Annotated in this window: 14 protein-coding genes; 4 read left to right on the top strand and 10 right to left on the bottom strand. The window is 59.7% G+C overall.

The features are described 5' to 3' along the window. Positions 1 to 56: 56 nt before the first annotated feature. From AC1Q6D_RS18095 to AC1Q6D_RS18070, 6 genes are all read right to left on the bottom strand, one after another. Complete coding sequence (locus AC1Q6D_RS18095) at positions 57 to 1,010, bottom strand: hypothetical protein (protein WP_492618481.1); 954 nt, start codon at positions 1,008 to 1,010, stop codon at positions 57 to 59. Further along, positions 1,007 to 3,700: a toxin VasX gene (locus AC1Q6D_RS18090; RefSeq protein WP_103406018.1), complete on the bottom strand. Its 2,694-nt coding sequence runs from the start codon at positions 3,698 to 3,700 to the stop codon at positions 1,007 to 1,009. Before AC1Q6D_RS18090 ends, AC1Q6D_RS18095 begins: the two co-directional genes overlap by 4 nt. Continuing rightward, a complete protein-coding gene (locus AC1Q6D_RS18085; protein WP_103406019.1) occupies positions 3,697 to 4,263 on the bottom strand; it encodes a DUF4123 domain-containing protein in 567 nt (188 codons plus the stop codon). The genes AC1Q6D_RS18090 and AC1Q6D_RS18085 overlap by 4 nt, the downstream gene beginning before the upstream one ends. Beyond that, on the bottom strand, positions 4,260 to 6,278 hold the full coding sequence (gene tssI, locus AC1Q6D_RS18080; protein ID WP_207291524.1) for a type VI secretion system tip protein TssI/VgrG: 2,019 nt from the start codon (positions 6,276 to 6,278) through the stop codon (positions 4,260 to 4,262). The genes AC1Q6D_RS18085 and tssI overlap by 4 nt, the downstream gene beginning before the upstream one ends. A gap of 215 nt (positions 6,279 to 6,493) precedes the next feature. Continuing rightward, positions 6,494 to 7,279, bottom strand: a complete 786-nt coding sequence (locus AC1Q6D_RS18075; protein WP_047527475.1) for a sulfite exporter TauE/SafE family protein — start codon at positions 7,277 to 7,279, stop codon at positions 6,494 to 6,496. Positions 7,280 to 7,412: 133 nt separating this feature from the next. Further along, positions 7,413 to 8,162, bottom strand: coding sequence for a hypothetical protein (locus tag AC1Q6D_RS18070; protein WP_103406710.1), 750 nt, complete (start codon positions 8,160 to 8,162; stop codon positions 7,413 to 7,415). A gap of 201 nt (positions 8,163 to 8,363) precedes the next feature. Between AC1Q6D_RS18070 and AC1Q6D_RS18065 the strand changes: the two genes are divergently transcribed. Both AC1Q6D_RS18065 and AC1Q6D_RS18060 read left to right on the top strand, forming a co-directional pair. Then, positions 8,364 to 9,185, top strand: coding sequence for an aldo/keto reductase (locus AC1Q6D_RS18065; protein ID WP_103406711.1), 822 nt, complete (start codon positions 8,364 to 8,366; stop codon positions 9,183 to 9,185). Between the two features lie 29 nt (positions 9,186 to 9,214). After that, positions 9,215 to 9,685, top strand: coding sequence for a DUF1810 domain-containing protein (locus tag AC1Q6D_RS18060; protein ID WP_103406712.1), 471 nt, complete (start codon positions 9,215 to 9,217; stop codon positions 9,683 to 9,685). Here AC1Q6D_RS18060 and AC1Q6D_RS18055 read toward each other — a convergent pair. Beyond that, complete coding sequence (locus AC1Q6D_RS18055; protein WP_178083171.1) at positions 9,650 to 12,010, bottom strand: DNA polymerase II; 2,361 nt, start codon at positions 12,008 to 12,010, stop codon at positions 9,650 to 9,652. The two genes, AC1Q6D_RS18060 and AC1Q6D_RS18055, sit on opposite strands and share 36 nt — an antisense overlap. 289 nt (positions 12,011 to 12,299) lie before the next feature. Between AC1Q6D_RS18055 and AC1Q6D_RS18050 the strand changes: the two genes are divergently transcribed. After that, positions 12,300 to 12,740, top strand: coding sequence for a CBS domain-containing protein (locus AC1Q6D_RS18050; RefSeq protein WP_103406714.1), 441 nt, complete (start codon positions 12,300 to 12,302; stop codon positions 12,738 to 12,740). Positions 12,741 to 12,805: 65 nt separating this feature from the next. Here AC1Q6D_RS18050 and AC1Q6D_RS18045 read toward each other — a convergent pair whose 3' ends face one another. Genes AC1Q6D_RS18045 through AC1Q6D_RS18035 form a run of 3 tightly spaced genes read right to left on the bottom strand, consistent with a single transcriptional unit; the run spans position 12,806 to position 15,351 of the window. Then, the gene (locus AC1Q6D_RS18045) at positions 12,806 to 13,429 is read right to left on the bottom strand and encodes a glutathione S-transferase (protein WP_103406715.1); all 624 of its coding nucleotides are present in this window, start codon (positions 13,427 to 13,429) and stop codon (positions 12,806 to 12,808) included. Positions 13,430 to 13,447: 18 nt separating this feature from the next. Beyond that, positions 13,448 to 14,263 (bottom strand): hypothetical protein, encoded by an 816-nt coding sequence (locus AC1Q6D_RS18040; RefSeq protein ID WP_178083172.1) that lies wholly within the window; start codon positions 14,261 to 14,263, stop codon positions 13,448 to 13,450. After that, the gene (locus tag AC1Q6D_RS18035; RefSeq protein WP_103406717.1) at positions 14,260 to 15,351 is read right to left on the bottom strand and encodes a DUF1615 domain-containing protein; all 1,092 of its coding nucleotides are present in this window, start codon (positions 15,349 to 15,351) and stop codon (positions 14,260 to 14,262) included. The genes AC1Q6D_RS18040 and AC1Q6D_RS18035 overlap by 4 nt, the downstream gene beginning before the upstream one ends. A 156-nt stretch (positions 15,352 to 15,507) precedes the next feature. On the opposite strand from AC1Q6D_RS18035, the gene AC1Q6D_RS18030 reads away from it, so the two are divergent. Next, the gene (locus tag AC1Q6D_RS18030) at positions 15,508 to 17,037 is read left to right on the top strand and encodes an FAD-dependent oxidoreductase (RefSeq protein ID WP_103406718.1); all 1,530 of its coding nucleotides are present in this window, start codon (positions 15,508 to 15,510) and stop codon (positions 17,035 to 17,037) included. The last annotated feature ends 9 nt before the right edge of the window (positions 17,038 to 17,046 follow it).

The following is a 17,046-nucleotide window of genomic DNA, read 5'->3' as shown; positions in this document are numbered from 1 at the left end:
CGCTCGCTCCATGGGGACGACTGCTGGTAGCGTCAGCCCTTTTGCTTGGGAATGACTCAACTGGTGCTCGCTACGCCAAACCCTTGCATTTGTTCCAGGTCGACCAGGCGTGTGACAGGGCCTTCGGCTTTCAGGCGCTCAGAGACGACTTTGGGCCACCGGTTGCGGGAGCGGCGTTTGGCAACGCTGTAGGTGAACTCTTGAATTCGGTCTTGGGGGTAAAGCATTGGCTCGAATATCAATTTTGCTACATCACTACCGGTTAGATAATTTCTCCCTCCAGCGTCTTTTTTTGCTTGTTTCAACTGCGCCAACGTTTGTTTGAAGCTGTCGCTCATTTTGAAACGAACGTCCAACTGGCTTTTTACAAAAGCATCCGACTCACTGTGATTTCCCTGCTCATCGAAATATGGGCCGTTGTTCATATACGAGCGGATGTACTCCCAAAAGCCTTTTTGCATCTCCAGGCTTTTACCAAAGGGTGCACCGAGGCTGACCATCAGCGCTGTTTGCGGTTCTTCGAATTTCCACACCCGAATTTCCAGCGAAGCGCTTTGCATGCCACCGATATGAGTGCCGACGAGTTGAAATTCGTTGGCTACAGCTGAGATGCCATCCCATGGGGTGTGGAACAGTTCGCCGTCGTGATCGAAATACACTTCGCGGGTACGGCGGTTGAACAGGATGGGGAGAGGTAAGGGCCGTAATGTTTCCCACAGGAAGGGAACAAGGAAAAATGCCGCTGACATAATCAGACCAGTAGGTACTCCCTCCCATTTCCCGATAAGCATCAGCAATACGGCCAGACCTATACCGGCGACTCCACCCACTCCCCCTAATATTCCAGTCCATAACCCCCGACCCGAATCACCTCCTGATTGCAGCGTCAAATAATGCTCGGTGTGCTCATCGGTAATAAACAGCTCCATTGGCTGCTCGCCCGAGGGCTTTCCGGCTTCCAAAATCACAGTGGATGGATTAATGCTTCCTGGTTGCTCCAGATTGTTCATATCCATGCTCGTTCAACGATAGTAACTGCTGGCAGCGTCAGACCTTCTTGTGGGGAATAGATCAACTCACCCTCGATACGCCTCAAGTCTCGTACTCCATCTTCGTGGTACACACGGCGATAAGGGGTAATGCCTTTTGAAACGGGAATGCGGCTTCCGCTATGTCGAGCAAAGTCTTTGCCTGTCCATTCGACCTTTTTGATCTTGTCGGGATGGTAGCCAATGGTATCGCCCCAGACTTCAATGCCCTTGAAGTGAATCATCTCCTCGGTCAGCGATACATCTTCCCCGGGCAGTTTCAGCATCAGATAGGTGGAAGTGACTTGGCCCTGATACGGGTGCATTTCCGATAATCGCCAAGCTTCAAAACTGATGGGGAAAAGAATGGGGTAGAGCCTATCCATGGACAGGGTGTAGCTGCTCGACCAGGTATCGTCCGGGCGGATGCCGAAACGACCGCGTTTTACCCACTGCTCCAAGGGTGAGTCTGCTGTGTAGAGCCGGCCAATGACGCCCGTGACAATTACAACGGTGAAGCCCAGTATTTTTATGGCTATATGCGGTGCAACATTCATCCCCGCCGCAATGGCCGACGCCTCGCCTAGCAATACAGCCACCTGAGCGGCACGGTAAGCCCGAAAGAGCTTTACATAGAGCACAACGCTGGACACTTCGGCGCCGACGATTGCCAGATTCGTAACCATGGAATTGAAATCTCCTTTCTGGTACGACTCAAAGGCTTCCATTCCATAGAACATGACGTCTATGGAGAGCACAGCAATCTGCAACCCTGCAGCAGCGGCTGCACGCCCTAAGGCTTTTGCTAAAAGCAGGCGCGATGAAATTGAGGTATTGCGACTTTGTCGAACAGCTGAAGCCCAATCGACTTCTGCTACCCGCTGAAGAACCGCTGTACCTGCGGCAGCAACACCAAACGCTGCACCAAATGTTCCCAACCACTTATCGGTTGTTCCGCTCTCAACTAACTGCCCCGCCGCCCAAACAAAATTCCCCCCCGCCACCAACGTCACCAAAACCTTGATCGGCGCCTTACTCAGCGCCCCTTTCAAATCAAACACACTGCTCAGATCCGTTCCCGCTGCGAGATTCACCGGCAGCGGCGGTAGTCTTGTACTGACCGGCACCAGATGCATGAACGGGATACCCGCAGCCACGCCGCTGGCCAGCGAGGCGACGTTCAAATGAGCGGGCGGGGTCTGGCGAGTGCCCATCAGATCGCTGTACCACTCACCCAGTTGGCGCGACGTGACGCTCAATGTCTGGATGCGCTGATCGCTGCGGGCCAGCGCCGCCGCCATGTAGAGTGGACCGGCGTTGCCGGTGGCATTGTCCGTCTGGTGCAGTTGCAGAGCGGCGACGGGGGCGACGGCCAGGAACAGTGCTTCAATACTGGCTGCCGGATTGTGCTGCTTGAGTTTGTCGGCGGCTTTGTTCAGCCCATCAGCATGAGCAAAGGCCCTGGCCAGTCTGTCGGCGCCCTCTTGCACCGCTGCCTTGTTGTCGCGCGCCAGATCGCTGAAATCCACAAGGTATTTGATTTCGCCAATGCCCAATCGTGACGTTAGCCCGAGCAACGCCCAAAGCAGCCATGGCTTGCCGGCGCTGTCGCCTTGCAGGCTTAGGGTGATGGCCTCAGCCCCGATACTGGTATTCGCCGGCCCCAGGCAGGCCGCGGCGAAATGCAGCTCCAAGGCTTCACGGGCAATCCCCTGGGTAATGTCGAAATGGCCGCAAGCCGTGTCCATAGTCGACGGGCCGCTCACTCGCTGAGTGTTGAACCACGCCACCCAAAATTGAGCCAGGCGCCGCATGTCGGCGGTGTATCGCTCGTTCTGCGCCTCTTGATCCTTCCATGTTCGCTGGAGTTCGTCGTAGCGGGTGATGGAAGGCAGTTGTGCATGCAACTGATGGTCGCTTTCGCTCAGGGACTTGAGAACACCGGCCAGCGCCCAATCGTCGGCGTGATGCTCCTGATGGCTGTCGAACGAGGTCTTGCGGGCACGGATCAGCGCGGCGAGGTCGAGCAGCACGCCCCACGCATCATCAATCATCGCGAAGGTCTGTTGTTCGCACGCGTTCATCTGCCGTTGCATTTTCAGCCAATCAGGTGCGTGCTCCGTTTCGGGTTGGGCGCTCCAACCGTAGCGTGTGGCATCGGCGTACTCGCCAATTTGCCGGGCGACGGTTTCGACCGGACCGCTGAACGGTGCCACGCCTGGGACAACACTGCGCATGATGCGCTGACGCACGGCGGCATCGGTCCTGGCTGCGACGTATTGCGGCTCGCTCCAACGCACGGGGGACCACACCAGCCCGGCAGGGTCACCGGCCCGAAGCAGCAAATGCGGTTTGACCCGGGTGTCGATGACTTTGCCCGCGCGCGGGGTTTGCGTGAGCAAAGCATTTTCGACTTGATACTCCACCAGTCGGGATGGCCTGCTTTCCCAGACGTAGAGCCAGCCGTCACGCAGCAAACGAGAGGTGTAGTTGAGGGGATGTTCCGTCAGGTCGGGATGGCGCGGCCCAAGCTCGGGGAACTGCCCATTCAGCACAGGCAAACCATAAGCATCCGTAGTAACAGCCATTGTCGGGCCAACGGCGTAACGCAGGGGCAGAACGGCAGCGAGCAGCGGGCAAGTGCCAAAGCGGTTATTGTCGCGGGCGCTCATCGGTTTGTCTCCGGATGGGCTGGCAGACTGAGCGCCAGCAGCAGTGACTCAGACAGGGTTATTTGCGCGACCAGCCCTTTGGGCTGTGGCGCCAAATCGTGTTCCGGATGCCGGTTTTCCCAAGCGCAGACAGCCCCGTTGCCGTGTCGTAACCAGACGCTTTCGACGCCGCACCAAAAACCTTTCGGCCATTGCGCACCTGCCAGCCAGGCCCGGGTCAATGCCGGGCCATCCGCCAGACGCAACCAGAATTCCTGTCGCTGCTCATCAAAAATCCGTATCCGGCGTCGCAGCATCGGAAGCAATTGCTGGGCGTTTTTTTGCGAAGCGAGCCACACGCCATGCTGCAGATCGGCACCGCTCCACCATGCGTTATGCGCTGCACTGCCGAGTGAAGCGTTAAGCAAAAAAGTCCCGGTGGCGCTAATCGGCGCGTAAGCGGTGCCGTTGAACAGCGACTGGGGATTGTCCGCGCCGTAGTGCTCGTGCAGCCAACTCATCGCGTCCGCATAACGGCCTCCGTCGAGCAGGAGTAGCCCTTTGTGCGAGTTATCCGGGTTCATGCCTCAGCCCTCCGGGCGGCATCGCATATAGGGCAAATGCCGGTATCGGCCTCGCGAAAAACGATGGCTTGTTTGAGCAGGGCTTCCATCGGAATTGGTTCAACAACCACATCTTCGGCAGCGGCCGACAGCGCGGCCTGCGCCGCCACACCCGCCATCGGCACACCGCCCTCGACAATGGCCACACTGCTGAAGATCCCGCCCGAATGGATCACGAGGTGATGGCCGCCGGCCGACAGCGTCAGGCTCGCCTCGGCATCGATCACCACTTGGCTGGCGGTGACTCGCGCCTGTGGACCGGCCTGGATCACCCAGGTGCCTTCAACCGTGGTACTGCTGTTGCTGCCGACGTTGAGCAGGTCGTGGGTGCCGATGACGGTGCTGCGCATCCCGTCGGTGGTGTGCCGTTCATCCGCCTTGATCAGGCTGGTGCTGTTGGCGTCAACCTGCTCGACGCGGTTGCGGCGGATCAGGCTGTGGCTGTCATTGAGGATCAGTTGTTCGACATCACGCTCGGCCCGCAGGTAGATTTTTTCCTGACCGGCGCGGTCTTCGATCATCAGTTCGTTGTACCCACCGGTGTGCGGCGAACTGTGGCTGCGCAGCACGGTTCGAGTCTTGTGCTCGGGCAAGGGATAAGGCGCGGGCATGACCTTGTTGGCCACGCAGCCGGTGATCAGCGGTTGATCCGGATCGCCCTCCAGAAAAGTCACCACGACTTCCATGCCGATGCGCGGCAGGGTCACCGAACCGAAGTTTTCCCCGGCCCAACTCGATGAAACGCGGATCCAGCAGCTGCTGCGTTCGCTGTTGAGTTCGGCACGATCCCACGGGAACTCGCACTTCACCCGGCCGAACTCATCGCAGTAGATTTCTTCGTGTTCAGGCCCGGTCACTCGCGCCGTCTGGCTGACCAATGGAGGGCGGCGCGGCGGCAGCGGTGGACGGAAAACCACCTGCGCGGGGATCACGCGGAACGTGTTGCGATAGCCTTGGGTGAAACCGTCGGCGGCCTTGACGTCAGGGGTGACTGCCTCCTCGAGCACATTGGGTTGTCGGCCATCATGGGAAACACTGAGCAACAGCCACAAGTCGTTGCACTTTTTCCGGGGGTGGTCCGTCAGGTCGAACAGATGGCCGCAACGCAGGTGTGGCTGATCGCTCTCACCCTCGCCCAATTCATAGTCACTGCGATGCCGCTCCAGCGCCTGACGGGCAAGGTGGTCGCCGCGCTTTTCGTTCCCCAGCAACAACGGGTAACGATAATCCTCCAGTTCCGGGGTGGATTCGGCGCTGAAACGGCTTTCGAGCAACAGGCTCGGGCGTTTCAGGTCGTAGTCACGCCGGGTGACGGTACTGGTGCGCGTGCCGGTACGCACGCTGAAGCGGCTGACCACCGGATGCTCGGCCACCATGCCGCAGTCCTGCTGATAAGACGTGGCCCCGAGTTTGGGCAGGAACACCTGATCATCGGTGAACACCAGCAAATGACCGTCCGCCGAGTGCTGGTGATGCCAGGCGATGCCGTCCTCGGCGCACAGGCGCTGGAGGAACGTAAAATTGTCCTCCCCGTATTGAGTGCAATACTCGCGCGGCGCGCTGGTGCTGACATGGAAGGTAAAGGCATCGGCCTGAATGCCATGGCCCTTGAGCACCTGGGTGATGATCTGCGGCACGTTCATGCCCTGAAAAATCCGCTGGTCGTGGCTGAACTGCAAATAGTGCAGCGCCGGTACCAGGGTCAGGTGATAGCGAGTCAGGCGTTTACCCGACTCGCCCATCAGCACATCTTCGATATGCCCATGTATGCCTTCGCCATCAAGGCCGAATTGCAGAAACGCGGGTTGGCCGAGCAAGCTTTCCAGATCGAAGTCCGGGTACTCGCTGACCAGTTCAATGTGGAGGCTGTAAAGCGTGCTGATGGCTTCAGTGCCCTTGAAGGCCAGCACCTTGAAGTCGTGACGGATAGCAGGAATCTGCAACACGAAATGCGCTGCATTGGCCGACCGGAACATACGCTTATCCTTAAGCAAAGGAGGAAAAGAGCGCGATGTCCAAACCGTCCCTGGTTCGTGCTCGCGAAAACTGGCGGGCACACTAGCAAGGCAAAAAACAGATGAATGTAGGAAGCGTCTTTAAAGCCGGAAGGAAGCTTCCTTTACGAAAACCAGCTATTCAGTAGAAACGAAAAAGCCCCTGACCATCAGGGGCTTTTTGTCGGTGCGGCATTTTAGAACACCAGTTTGTAACCGATCAGCACCAGCATCGTCGCCAGGCAAGGACGCAGCACTTCATCGGAGATGCGACCAGTCAAATGGCTGCCCAGGTAAATCCCCGGCAGCGAACCCACCAGCAAGTAACCCAGTACATGCCAGTCCATGTTGCCCATGCTCGCATGGCCAAGACCGGCGACCAGGGTCAGTGGCACGGCGTGAGCGATTTCCGTGCCGACCAGGCGGCGGGTCGGCAGCAACGGATAGAGAATGAACAGCGCCACGGTGCCCAGCGCGCCAGCGCCGATGGAGGTCAGCGCGACCATGGTGCCGAGCACCAGGCCGGTAACGACCGTCAGGACATTCAACCGAGTACCGCTGGGGTTGTAGTTGCCGCCGGCACGCTTGTGGGCGAAATCGAGCAGGCGCTTCTTGAACAGGATCGCCAGCGCCGTGGCGAACAGGACAAAACCCAACGCCTGCTTGATGATGGCGTTCATCGCCTCGGGGGCGCTGTGCAGACTGCTGAGGAACCACAGGGTCAACGCCACTGCCGGCACACTGCCCAGCGTCAACCAGCCGGTGATGGCCCAGTCAATGTTGTCGTTCTTTTTGTGAACCAGCACGCCGCTGGATTTGGTGATGGCCGCGTACAGCAAGTCGGTGCCCACCGCCGTTGCCGGGTTGATGCCGAACCACAGCAAAATGGGCGTCATCAACGACCCGCCGCCCACGCCGGTCATGCCGACGATGAAGCCGACGACCAGCCCGGCTACGACCAACCCGATATTCACTAAATCCATCGATACGTCCACAAAGACTGCAAGGGAAATCTGGCCCGCAGCATAGCGATTTTTCTTATAACCACTTATATCGATGCGATCTATCTTTATTCCCTATATGCACTATCACCCTTGTTGGAGAGTCAATGCCGTTCTATTGCACCGGCAGGAAATTCAGGAACAACAGGCTCTGGGCGTAATTGAGGCCGATGCGCCGGTAGCGCTCGTCCAGCATCTGCGTCAACAGATCCAGGCGCGCGACTATTTTGCCGAACTCCACGGCAAAACTCAGGTTGCTGCCCTCTTCCGAGATTTCGTTGGAAAACAGCATGGGTTCGCCGTTTTTGTTTTGCCGCTGACTCAGGATCCAGGTCGCAATCTCGATGTTGCGTGCAGCGTTGCTGACGAACGTCGGGTTGATCGCGTCCGTCATGTAGAACTCCAGGCGATTGCCGTGGGCGGTGACCAGCATGCTGCCGACGGCATAGATGAACGCACCGACACGGTCGCCCAGAAATTCCGGACTCATGGCAAACCGTAGCGCCGCGAGGTCCTTTTTACCGCCAAGCGTTGGCAGCGGCTGCTGCTGTTCGATGGCCATGCGCACTTGCTTGCCGGCGATGCGTGCGTCAAGGAAGCCGGATTTTTTCAGCTCGTCGGGGTTGCGCAGGTACAGCTTGCTCATCAGCAGATAGAGGCTGTCGAGGTTGTCGCGCATGGTCAGGGTGGCCATGCGGTCAACACTGGTTTGCAGAAATTCCTGGGGTTTGCCTTCGCGCAATTGAGTCAAGAGGTCGTTGCCGTCCTGGTGGCTGCATCCGCTGACAAGGAACGTCGACAGGCCAACCAGCATCAGGCAATGGCGGCGGATTGAGGTGATACTGAAAGGTAACGCTCGAGCCATGGGTTCTTGAACTTGGGCATGGGCCGGCAGAGGGGATCGCCGCAGGCTGCCCAAAAGTAGAGCCGTTGATTTCGCAAAAGTGCAGTCATGCCGTCACCAATCGATCACCGGCAAGTTGCGATCTTTTGATCTAAGCGCGGAACCCGAAAGCTATGCTGAGTGCCAATAGCAATATGGCTTGAGTGTTTACAGGAGATTTGCATGCGTACTCTCGAATTGGCCGGCGTCAACGTACCGGTCATCGGTCAGGGCACCTGGAAAATGGGCGAGGACCACTCCCGGCACAACGAGGAGGTCGCGGCGTTGCGCCTGGGGATCGAGTTGGGCATGACCCTGATCGACACCGCTGAAATGTACGCCGAGGGTGGCGCCGAGAAAGTGGTGGGCGAAGCCATCGCCGGCCGGCGCGACGAGGTGTGTCTGGTCAGCAAGGTCTACCCGCACAACGCCAGCCGCCAAGGCATTCCCCAGGCCTGCGAACGCAGTCTGCGGCGCCTGAACACCGACCATATCGATCTGTACCTGCTGCATTGGCGCGGCCAGTACCCTCTGGAGGAAACGGTCGAGGCCTTCGAGAAACTGCGCGCGGCGGGCAAGATCGGTCGCTGGGGCGTGTCCAACTTCGACGTCGATGATTTGCAGGAACTGGCCGCGCCGGCCTGCGCCACCAATCAAGTGCTCTATAACCTGGAAGAGCGCGGCATAGAATTTGATTTACTGCCCTGGTGTCAGCAGCGCAGGATGCCGGTCATGGCCTACTGCCCCATTGGCCAGGGCGGGAACATGCTGGGCAACACCACCCTCCGGCAAGTGGCCGCCCGTCACGATGCCACGCCTGCCCAGGTGGCGCTGGCATGGCTTTTGCGCCAGGACGGGGTGATTGCCATCCCCAAGGCGGTAAGGCCCGAGCATGTGCGACTCAACGCACGCGCGGCGCAGTTAGTGCTTGAACCTGGGGATCTGAAGGCGCTGGACCAAGCGTTTCGAGCGCCACAACGCAAACAGCGGTTGGCCATGGTCTGAGCCATCGCAGTCTGTCAGAGGACTTGCGCATGAGAAGCACCGATCGGCTGGACACCTTTAACCTGCAGCGCTTCATTCAGGCGCAGGACCCGGTGTTCGACCGGGCTCAGGCCGAATTGAATGCCGGCCGCAAGCGTAGCCACTGGATGTGGTTCATCTTTCCGCAGTTTGCCGGGCTGGGTGGCAGCGACATGTCCAAACGCTTCGCGATCGGTTCGCGCGAAGAAGCCCGAGCCTATCTCGAGCACCCATTGCTGGGCGCGCGGCTGCGCACGTGCACCCAAGAGGTGCTGAACATCCAGCAGCGCTCGGTGAGGGATATCTTCGGCCATCCCGATGACCTGAAATTTCATTCGTCGATGACGCTGTTCGCCCAGGTCGCACCTGATGACAGCCTGTTCCATCAAGCCCTGAATCAATACTTCCACGGCATTCTGGATGACTGGACGTTGTCGCTGATGGACTCAAAACAGGCCCAGTTGCCCACCAATCAGGGTTGAAAAATCGTCGTCGACGAACGGCAGGATCGCGTCGGCCACAGGCTGCAATTGCTTGCTGACGTAATGCTCGTAATCGATGGGCGCGCTGCGGATTTCCAGTGGTTCAGGGCCGGCGACGGTAATCACGTAACTGATCCAGCCACCGTTCTGGTACTGGCGTGGACGCCCCTGCCGGTCGTTGTAGTCATCGGCGATACGCGCTGCCCGCACATGCGGCGGCACGTTACGTTGATAATCATCGAGGGTGCGGCGCAGGCGCTTGCGGTAGATCAAGCGCTCATCGAACCCTCCGGCCAGGGTCTTGCGCACATAGTCGCGCACGTAATCCTGATAGGGTTTGCGATTGAAGATGCGCAGGTACAGCTCCTGCTGGAACTGGCGGGCCAGCGGCGACCAGTCGGTGCGCACGGTTTCCAGGCCTTTGTAGACCATCTCGTCCGTGCCATCGGCGCGCGTCACCAACCCCGCATAACGCTTCTTGCTGCCCTCCTCCGCTCCGCGAATGGTCGGCATCAGGAACCGCTTGTAGTGGGTTTCGAACTGCAGTTCGAGCGCGCTCTCCAGGCCATATGCCTGCCGCACATGCTCGCGCCACCACTGGTTGACGTGATCCACCAGCGCTTCGCCGATCTGTGCCGCTTCCTGTTGGCCGTGGGCGCGGCGCAGCCAGACGAAGGTGGAATCGGTATCACCGTAAATCACCGTATGGCCCTGGTCTTCGATCAACTGACGGGTGCGCAGCATGATCTCGTGCCCGCGCAGGGTGATGGACGACGCCAGGCGTGTATCAAAAAACCGGCAACCGCTGGAACCGAGCACCCCGTAGAAGGCGTTCATGATGATCTTCAGTGCCTGGGACAGCGGCGCGTTGTGCTCGCGCTTGGCGGTTTCCCGGCCTTCGGCGACCCGGGCCACGATGGCGGGCAGGCAATGCCGGGTTCTGGAAAAACGTGCCCCCCGGAAACCGGGCACCGACTCGCTGTCCTCGGGATGCTTGAGCCCTTCGATCAAGCCCACCGGGTCGATGAGGAACGTGCGGATGATCGAGGGGTAAAGGCTTTTGTAGTCGAACACCAGCACCGACTCGTACAGGCCCGGTTGCGAGTCCATGACAAACCCGCCGGGGCTGGCTTGCGGCGGGCGCCCGCCGAGGTTTGGCGCGACGAAGCCCTGGCGGTGCATCAACGGCATGTAGAGGTGGGTGAACGCCGCCACTGAGCCGCCCATGCGATCCACCGGCAACCCGGTGACACTGGCCCGTTCCAGTAAAAAGGTCAGCAGTTGGGTGTGGGCGAAAATTCGGGTGACCAGCTCGCAATCCTTGAGGTTGTACCTGGCCAGCGCCGGTTTGTCCTCGGCGAACATGCGATTGATTTCGTCCATGCGCTGGTAGGGGTTGTCGATCGACTTGCCCTCGCCCAGCAAGGTTTGCGCGACGTTTTCCAGGCTGAACGACGGAAAACTCCAGGTCGCCGAACGCAGCGCCTCGATGCCGTCGATGATCAGCCGGCCGGCAGCGGAGGCAAAATAATGGTTGCCATTGCCGTGTTCACGCCACTGCATCTCTTCGCCGCCACGCCCCAGCTTCAGCGGCACGCCCAGTTGCCTGGCGTGTTTATGCAACACCCGCAGATCGAACTGCACGACGTTCCAGCCAATGATCGCGTCGGGATCGTGCCGGGCGAACCAGTCGTTGAGCTTTTTCAGCAACAGGGTGCGCGAGTCGCAGTATTCGAGCTGGAAATCCACCTCGCCGGGTTCGCCATTGGGCGGGCCGAGCATGTACACCTGCCGCTCGCCGCAGCCCTCCAGGGCGATGGAGTACAACTCGCCCTGGGCAGTGGTTTCGATGTCCAGGGACGCCAGCTTGAGGCTTGGCCGGTAGTGCGGATCGGGTTTCATCTGTGCGTCGAACAACAGGCCCTCGCCATCCGGCGTACCGCCAAAGCGCACAGGGGCGGTGATGAACCGCTCCATCATGTAGCGTTCCGGCGGGCGTACGTCAGCTTCATACACATCAACCCCGGCCCTGCGCAGGGCCGTTTCCAGGCGCATCAATTGCCCGTGCTGCGAGCAATACAACCCGAGCACCGGACGGTGCTCGAAATCCCGCAAGGCCAATTCCCGCAGTTCGACATTTTTTTCGTCGTTCAGCAGTGCCTCGGCCTGCTCGCGCTGGCTGGCCGGAATAAACGCCACCGATGGCTGATGAGGCAGGCGAATGCGCCGGGGACCGCTGTCGGTCGCCAGCCAGAACTCGACTTGCGTACCGGTCGGTGTATCGCGCCAATGCCGGGTCAGGACAAAGCCCTGCGGTAAATCCACCACTGAAAACCTCAACATTGATTCAGGGTGGTGATTCTACGCCACCACGGACCTGTGGGAGTGAGCTTGCTCACGATGGCGGCCTGACATTCAACATGGATGTCGACTGATTTGCCCTCATCGCGGGCAAGCCCGCTCCCACAGGTATTTTGCCGGGCAAGAATCCGGGGATTACCGAAGAAAAACCACCAAATGACGTTTTTTGCCGTTTATCTGCCGCTTTCTCTCTTGCCCTGCGCGCCGGCGTCTACGATTCTTCAATAACAACGACAACACCCGAGAAACCGCCATGAAAACCGTCGCGCAACTACTCAAGTTGAAAGATCAGAAGAATCAGGAAGTGCACCAGATCAAACCTGATCATATGGTGCTGGAAGCGCTGATGAAGATGGCAGAGAAAAACGTCGGCGCCTTGCTGGTGGTGGAGAATGACGAAGTGCTGGGCATCATCAGTGAGCGTGACTACGCACGTAAACTGGTGCTGCACGGGCGCTCTTCGGTGGGTACGCCGGTACGCGACATCATGGTTTCACCGGTGATTACCGTGGACACCCATCAAACCGTCGATACCTGCCTGGGCATCATGTCCGACAAACGCCTGCGCCACTTGCCGGTGGTGGAGGACGGCAAACTGATCGGTTTGCTGTCGATTGGCGACCTGGTCAAGGAGGCCATCGCGGAACAGGCGGAACTGATTCGTCAGCTGGAACAGTACATTCGCGGGGAATAACTCAAACACACCACCCATCCCCTGCGGGAGCGAGCTTGCTCGCTCCCGCTTTTGTTTTGCAGCGCTCAGGCCGGCCAATGCCGGGCGAACACCGGCGCCAGCGTCGGGTGTCGGTCGATACGCTCCAGCCAGGCGTAAAACCCCGGCCGGGCCGTGCGCAAATGTTCCCGGCTGCCTGACCATCGACTGACCACCGCCGCCAGCACATCCAGCGCTCCCGGTGTCTCGTCTCCCAGATACAGCTCGCAGGAAAACTGATCGGCAAACACCTCCCAACTCCAATGCAACCGTGCACGGGTGCCCGCCATCAGGTTTTGCCGAGACGATTCATCTGCCTCGGCCAACCAGCGCTCGGGGTAATCGATGATGCCGATGGCCGCATAGCAATTGCTGACGATGTACGCCAGACCACGGATGGCCTGATCACGATCGGCCGGGTTGTCCGGCAACAGATTCGACTCGGGAAACGTCAGCCCGAGGTGAATCAGGATCGCCGCGCTTTCGGTGAGGACGCTGCCGTCGGGCAATTGCAGGGTCGGAATCTGCTTGAGCGGGTTGAGCTTCTCCAACGCGAGGGCGGCCTGCGAAGACGACTCGACGTCAATGAAACGATAAGGGATCTCACACAGTTCCAGTGCCGCCTCGATGGCGGCTGCGCCCGAATTCTGATGACCGTAGAGCTGATACATAAACACCTCCTTGCGACGCTATCCAGTGTAGAAGCCGCTCTTGACCGCGCTGGAGCCATCCGACGACTGCATCATCACGCCCGCCAGGGGTATGCCGCTGGGCCTATCAATCCCGTCGATGTTCACCATCATGCCAATGAAGTTCTCATAAAAATTGCGCGGCGTAACATCTGCTCCATACCCACCCAATAAGACCCGGAGCACACCACCATGAAACGCCAGACTCTTCTCAGCATCGCTTTCTCGGTTTTTGCAGTAAACGCTTTCGCCGCTACCTCTGCTCAACCTGTCGTCGCCGAAGGCGGCTCGGATCGCTTGATTGAAAGTCGCGTGGCGGAAGGTGGCTCCGATCGCCTGATCCAGAATCGAGTGGCTGCTGATGGCTCCGACCGCCTGCAAGGCAACACCGTCGCCGCCGATGGCTCGGATCGTCTGCAAGGCAATACCGTTGCTGCCGATGGCTCGGATCGCCTGCAAGGCAACACCGTCGCCGCCGATGGCTCGGATCGCCTGCAAGGCAACACCGTCGCCGCCGATGGCTCGGATCGCCTGCAAGGCAACACCGTTGCTGCCGATGGCTCGGATCGTCTGCAAGGCAATACCGTCGCCGCCGATGGCTCGGATCGTCTGCAAGGCAACACCGTTGCTGCCGATGGCTCGGATCGTCTGCAAGGCAACACCGTCGCTGCCGATGGTTCCGATCGTCTGAACAGCAACCACATCGCTTGAATGAATGGCTTTACCGCAGTCCTCGACAAAAAAACCGGCCTGATCAGTCGGTTTTTTTATGCCTGGGATAATGCGTAAAACCGCCTGCGATCGTTTGTTCTTCAACCCGCCCGCGCCATACAGCGTTGATAACGCTCATCAACCCGCTTGGCAAACCAGGCCGTGGTCAGTTTGCGAGTGATTTTCGGGCTCTGCAGGACAATTCCCGGCAACACTTGCCGAGGCAATGGCCGGCCTTCGGCACGGTCCGCCAGCGCGAAGACCCGCTGATACAACGAGCTGTTCTCGAACGCCAGGCTCTTGCCCTCTTCCAGTTGATCCCTGATCGTCGTATTGCGCATGCCCAGTTGCTTGCCGAGGCTGCGCACGGCCACTTCGGTGCTGCCGGGCATGATCGAACCGTAATTGACCAAATCGCCATCCAGCGCCAGCGCAATGCCCGAGGCACGGCTCACGGCGTTCTGGAACGCGGCATTGCGACTGGCATACCAACCGGCGTTGAAATCGGCGAAGCGATAGAGCGGTTGCGGGTAGTTCACCGGGTATCCGAGCAAATGGGCGATACCGAAGTACATGCCGCCGCGCCGAGTGAAGACTTCATGGCGGATCGACCCGTCCACCGGGTAGGGATAGGCCTTGGCATGCTGCTCGGCAAATTCGATGCTGACCTGCATCGGCCCGCCGGTGTGTACCGGGTTGAGGCCGCCAAACAGACTTTTCCCCATGGGCACCATGCCAATGAAGTCATCGAAAATCGCGCTCAGTTCCTTTTCGCTACGCGCCGCATTGAGGCGCTCGCTGTAACTTTTGCCATTGGGCGAGCGTACCTGCAGCGCCGCACTGACCAACAGGCCGGGGATGTGAGCCTTGGCCGCTCGGCGATCGATCTCGTCGCGAGCGATTTTGCCCAGGCCAGGCACACTCGGGTCTGCCTGAAAGGTCGACTCTTGCTCAGTGACAGCCAGCACCGAGCACAGGTTTTGCGTGGTCGTCTCGATGTTCTGCGCGGCAAACGCCGCCTGGATGTCCGTGGCCCACCCCTGGCGGTCGCCGGTTTTGGCCGGCAACAGTCGCATGATGTCGGCCTTGACCTCGGCGGGTGTACGCGCCGGCGCCTGCTGCGTGCGTTGACTGCCGCAACCGGCCAGCACCAGCAATGCGACGATGCTCATGATCAATCGATGGGCTTGCATGCTGCTCCAGAAAATCCGTTATGCCGGGCTAACCATACGATCAATGGCCTGTCTGAGGCTATGACCTTGAGCAATGGCCTTCTCCGTTGGGCAGCCAGCCTGGCCGCCCGCCACGGCTGAACCATACTTGCTCCACACCGCGAGGAGGACAGGCTCATGCACCGAAGCGATGTGTTAATCATCGGCGCCGGCCCGACCGGGCTGGTACTGGCACTCTGGCTAAGCACACTGGGCGTCCGCGTGCGGATCGTCGACAAGACGTCGGCGCCCGGCACCACCTCGCGGGCACTGGCCGTGCAGGCACGTACGCTGGAGCTGTACCGCCAACTCGACCTCAGTGCCAGTGTCGTGCAGAAGGGCCATTGCGTGGAGGCCGCCAATTTCTGGGTCAAGGGTGAACCCGTGGCACGCTTGCCGCTGACCCACATCGGCGAGGGCCTGACACCTTACGCCTTCCTCCAAATATTCCCCCAGGACGAACACGAACGGCTGCTGATCAAACGCCTCGAATCCTTTGGCATCACGGTGGAGCGCGACACCGAGCTTGAGGCTTTCGAGGAAACCGTTGACGGCATCAACGCCACGTTGCGTCTGCCCGATGGTCAGCAGGAAACCTGCCAGGCCTGTTACCTGGCCGGTTGCGACGGTGCCCGTTCAGTCGTGCGCAAGGCCCTGGACACCGGATTTCCCGGCGGGACCTACCAGCAGATTTTCTATGTGGCCGATGTGCAGGCCAGCGGCCCGACGTTCAACGGCGAACTGCACGTGGACCTCGATGAGGCGGACTTTCTCGCGGTGTTCCCACTGGCAGGAAGCGGTCGCGCACGCCTGATCGGCACCGTTCGCGATGAGCGCGCCGAGCGTGCTGAAACGCTGCGATTCGAAGACGTCAGCAGCCGGGCCATCGAGCATCTGAAGGTGCAGATCGAACAGGTGAACTGGTTCTCGACCTACCGCGTGCATCATCGGGTGGCCGATCACTTCCGCACCGGACGCGCATTCTTGTTGGGCGACGCCGCCCATGTGCACAGCCCCGCCGGTGGCCAGGGCATGAACACCGGGATTGGCGATGCCATCAACCTGGCCTGGAAACTCGCCGCCGTATTGAGCGGCGGCGCCGAGGCCAAACTGCTTGATACTTACGAAACCGAGCGCATTGCGTTCGCCCGAAAATTGGTGGCGACCACCGACCGGGTGTTCAGCTTCGTCACCGCTGAAGGCCCCATGGCCGACCTGCTGCGTACACGCCTGGCGCCCTTACTGATTCCGAAAATGGCCTCGTTCGAGAGGTCCCGTGAATTCCTGTTTCGCACGGTGTCGCAGATCACCTTGAACTACCGCGGCATGCCTTTGAGCACAGGCGTCGCCGGGCAGGTCCATGGTGGCGACCGCCTGCCCTGGGCACACGACGGCGAAGGGGACAATTTCGAACCGCTCAAATGCCCGAACTGGCAGGTGCATGTGTATGGCGACACCAGCGACGAAATGATCGCCTGGTGCATCGAGCATCATTTGCCGCTGCATGTGTTCGACTGGCGGCCGGCGTTTGAAACGGCAGGCCTGGGGCGTAACGGGTTTTACCTGTTACGGCCGGATACCTATGTGGCGATTGCCGAAACCTGCTCGGATCCCAAGGTGATCGAGCGGTACTTCCGGGATCACGGGATCCGGCCGTTCATTGGTTGAACCCGAAAC

The sequence above is a fragment of the Pseudomonas sp. MT92 genome (genome assembly GCF_058792515.1).
The sequence above is the reverse complement of the archived record's forward strand: the minus strand, read 5'-3'. Positions and strand labels throughout refer to the sequence as shown.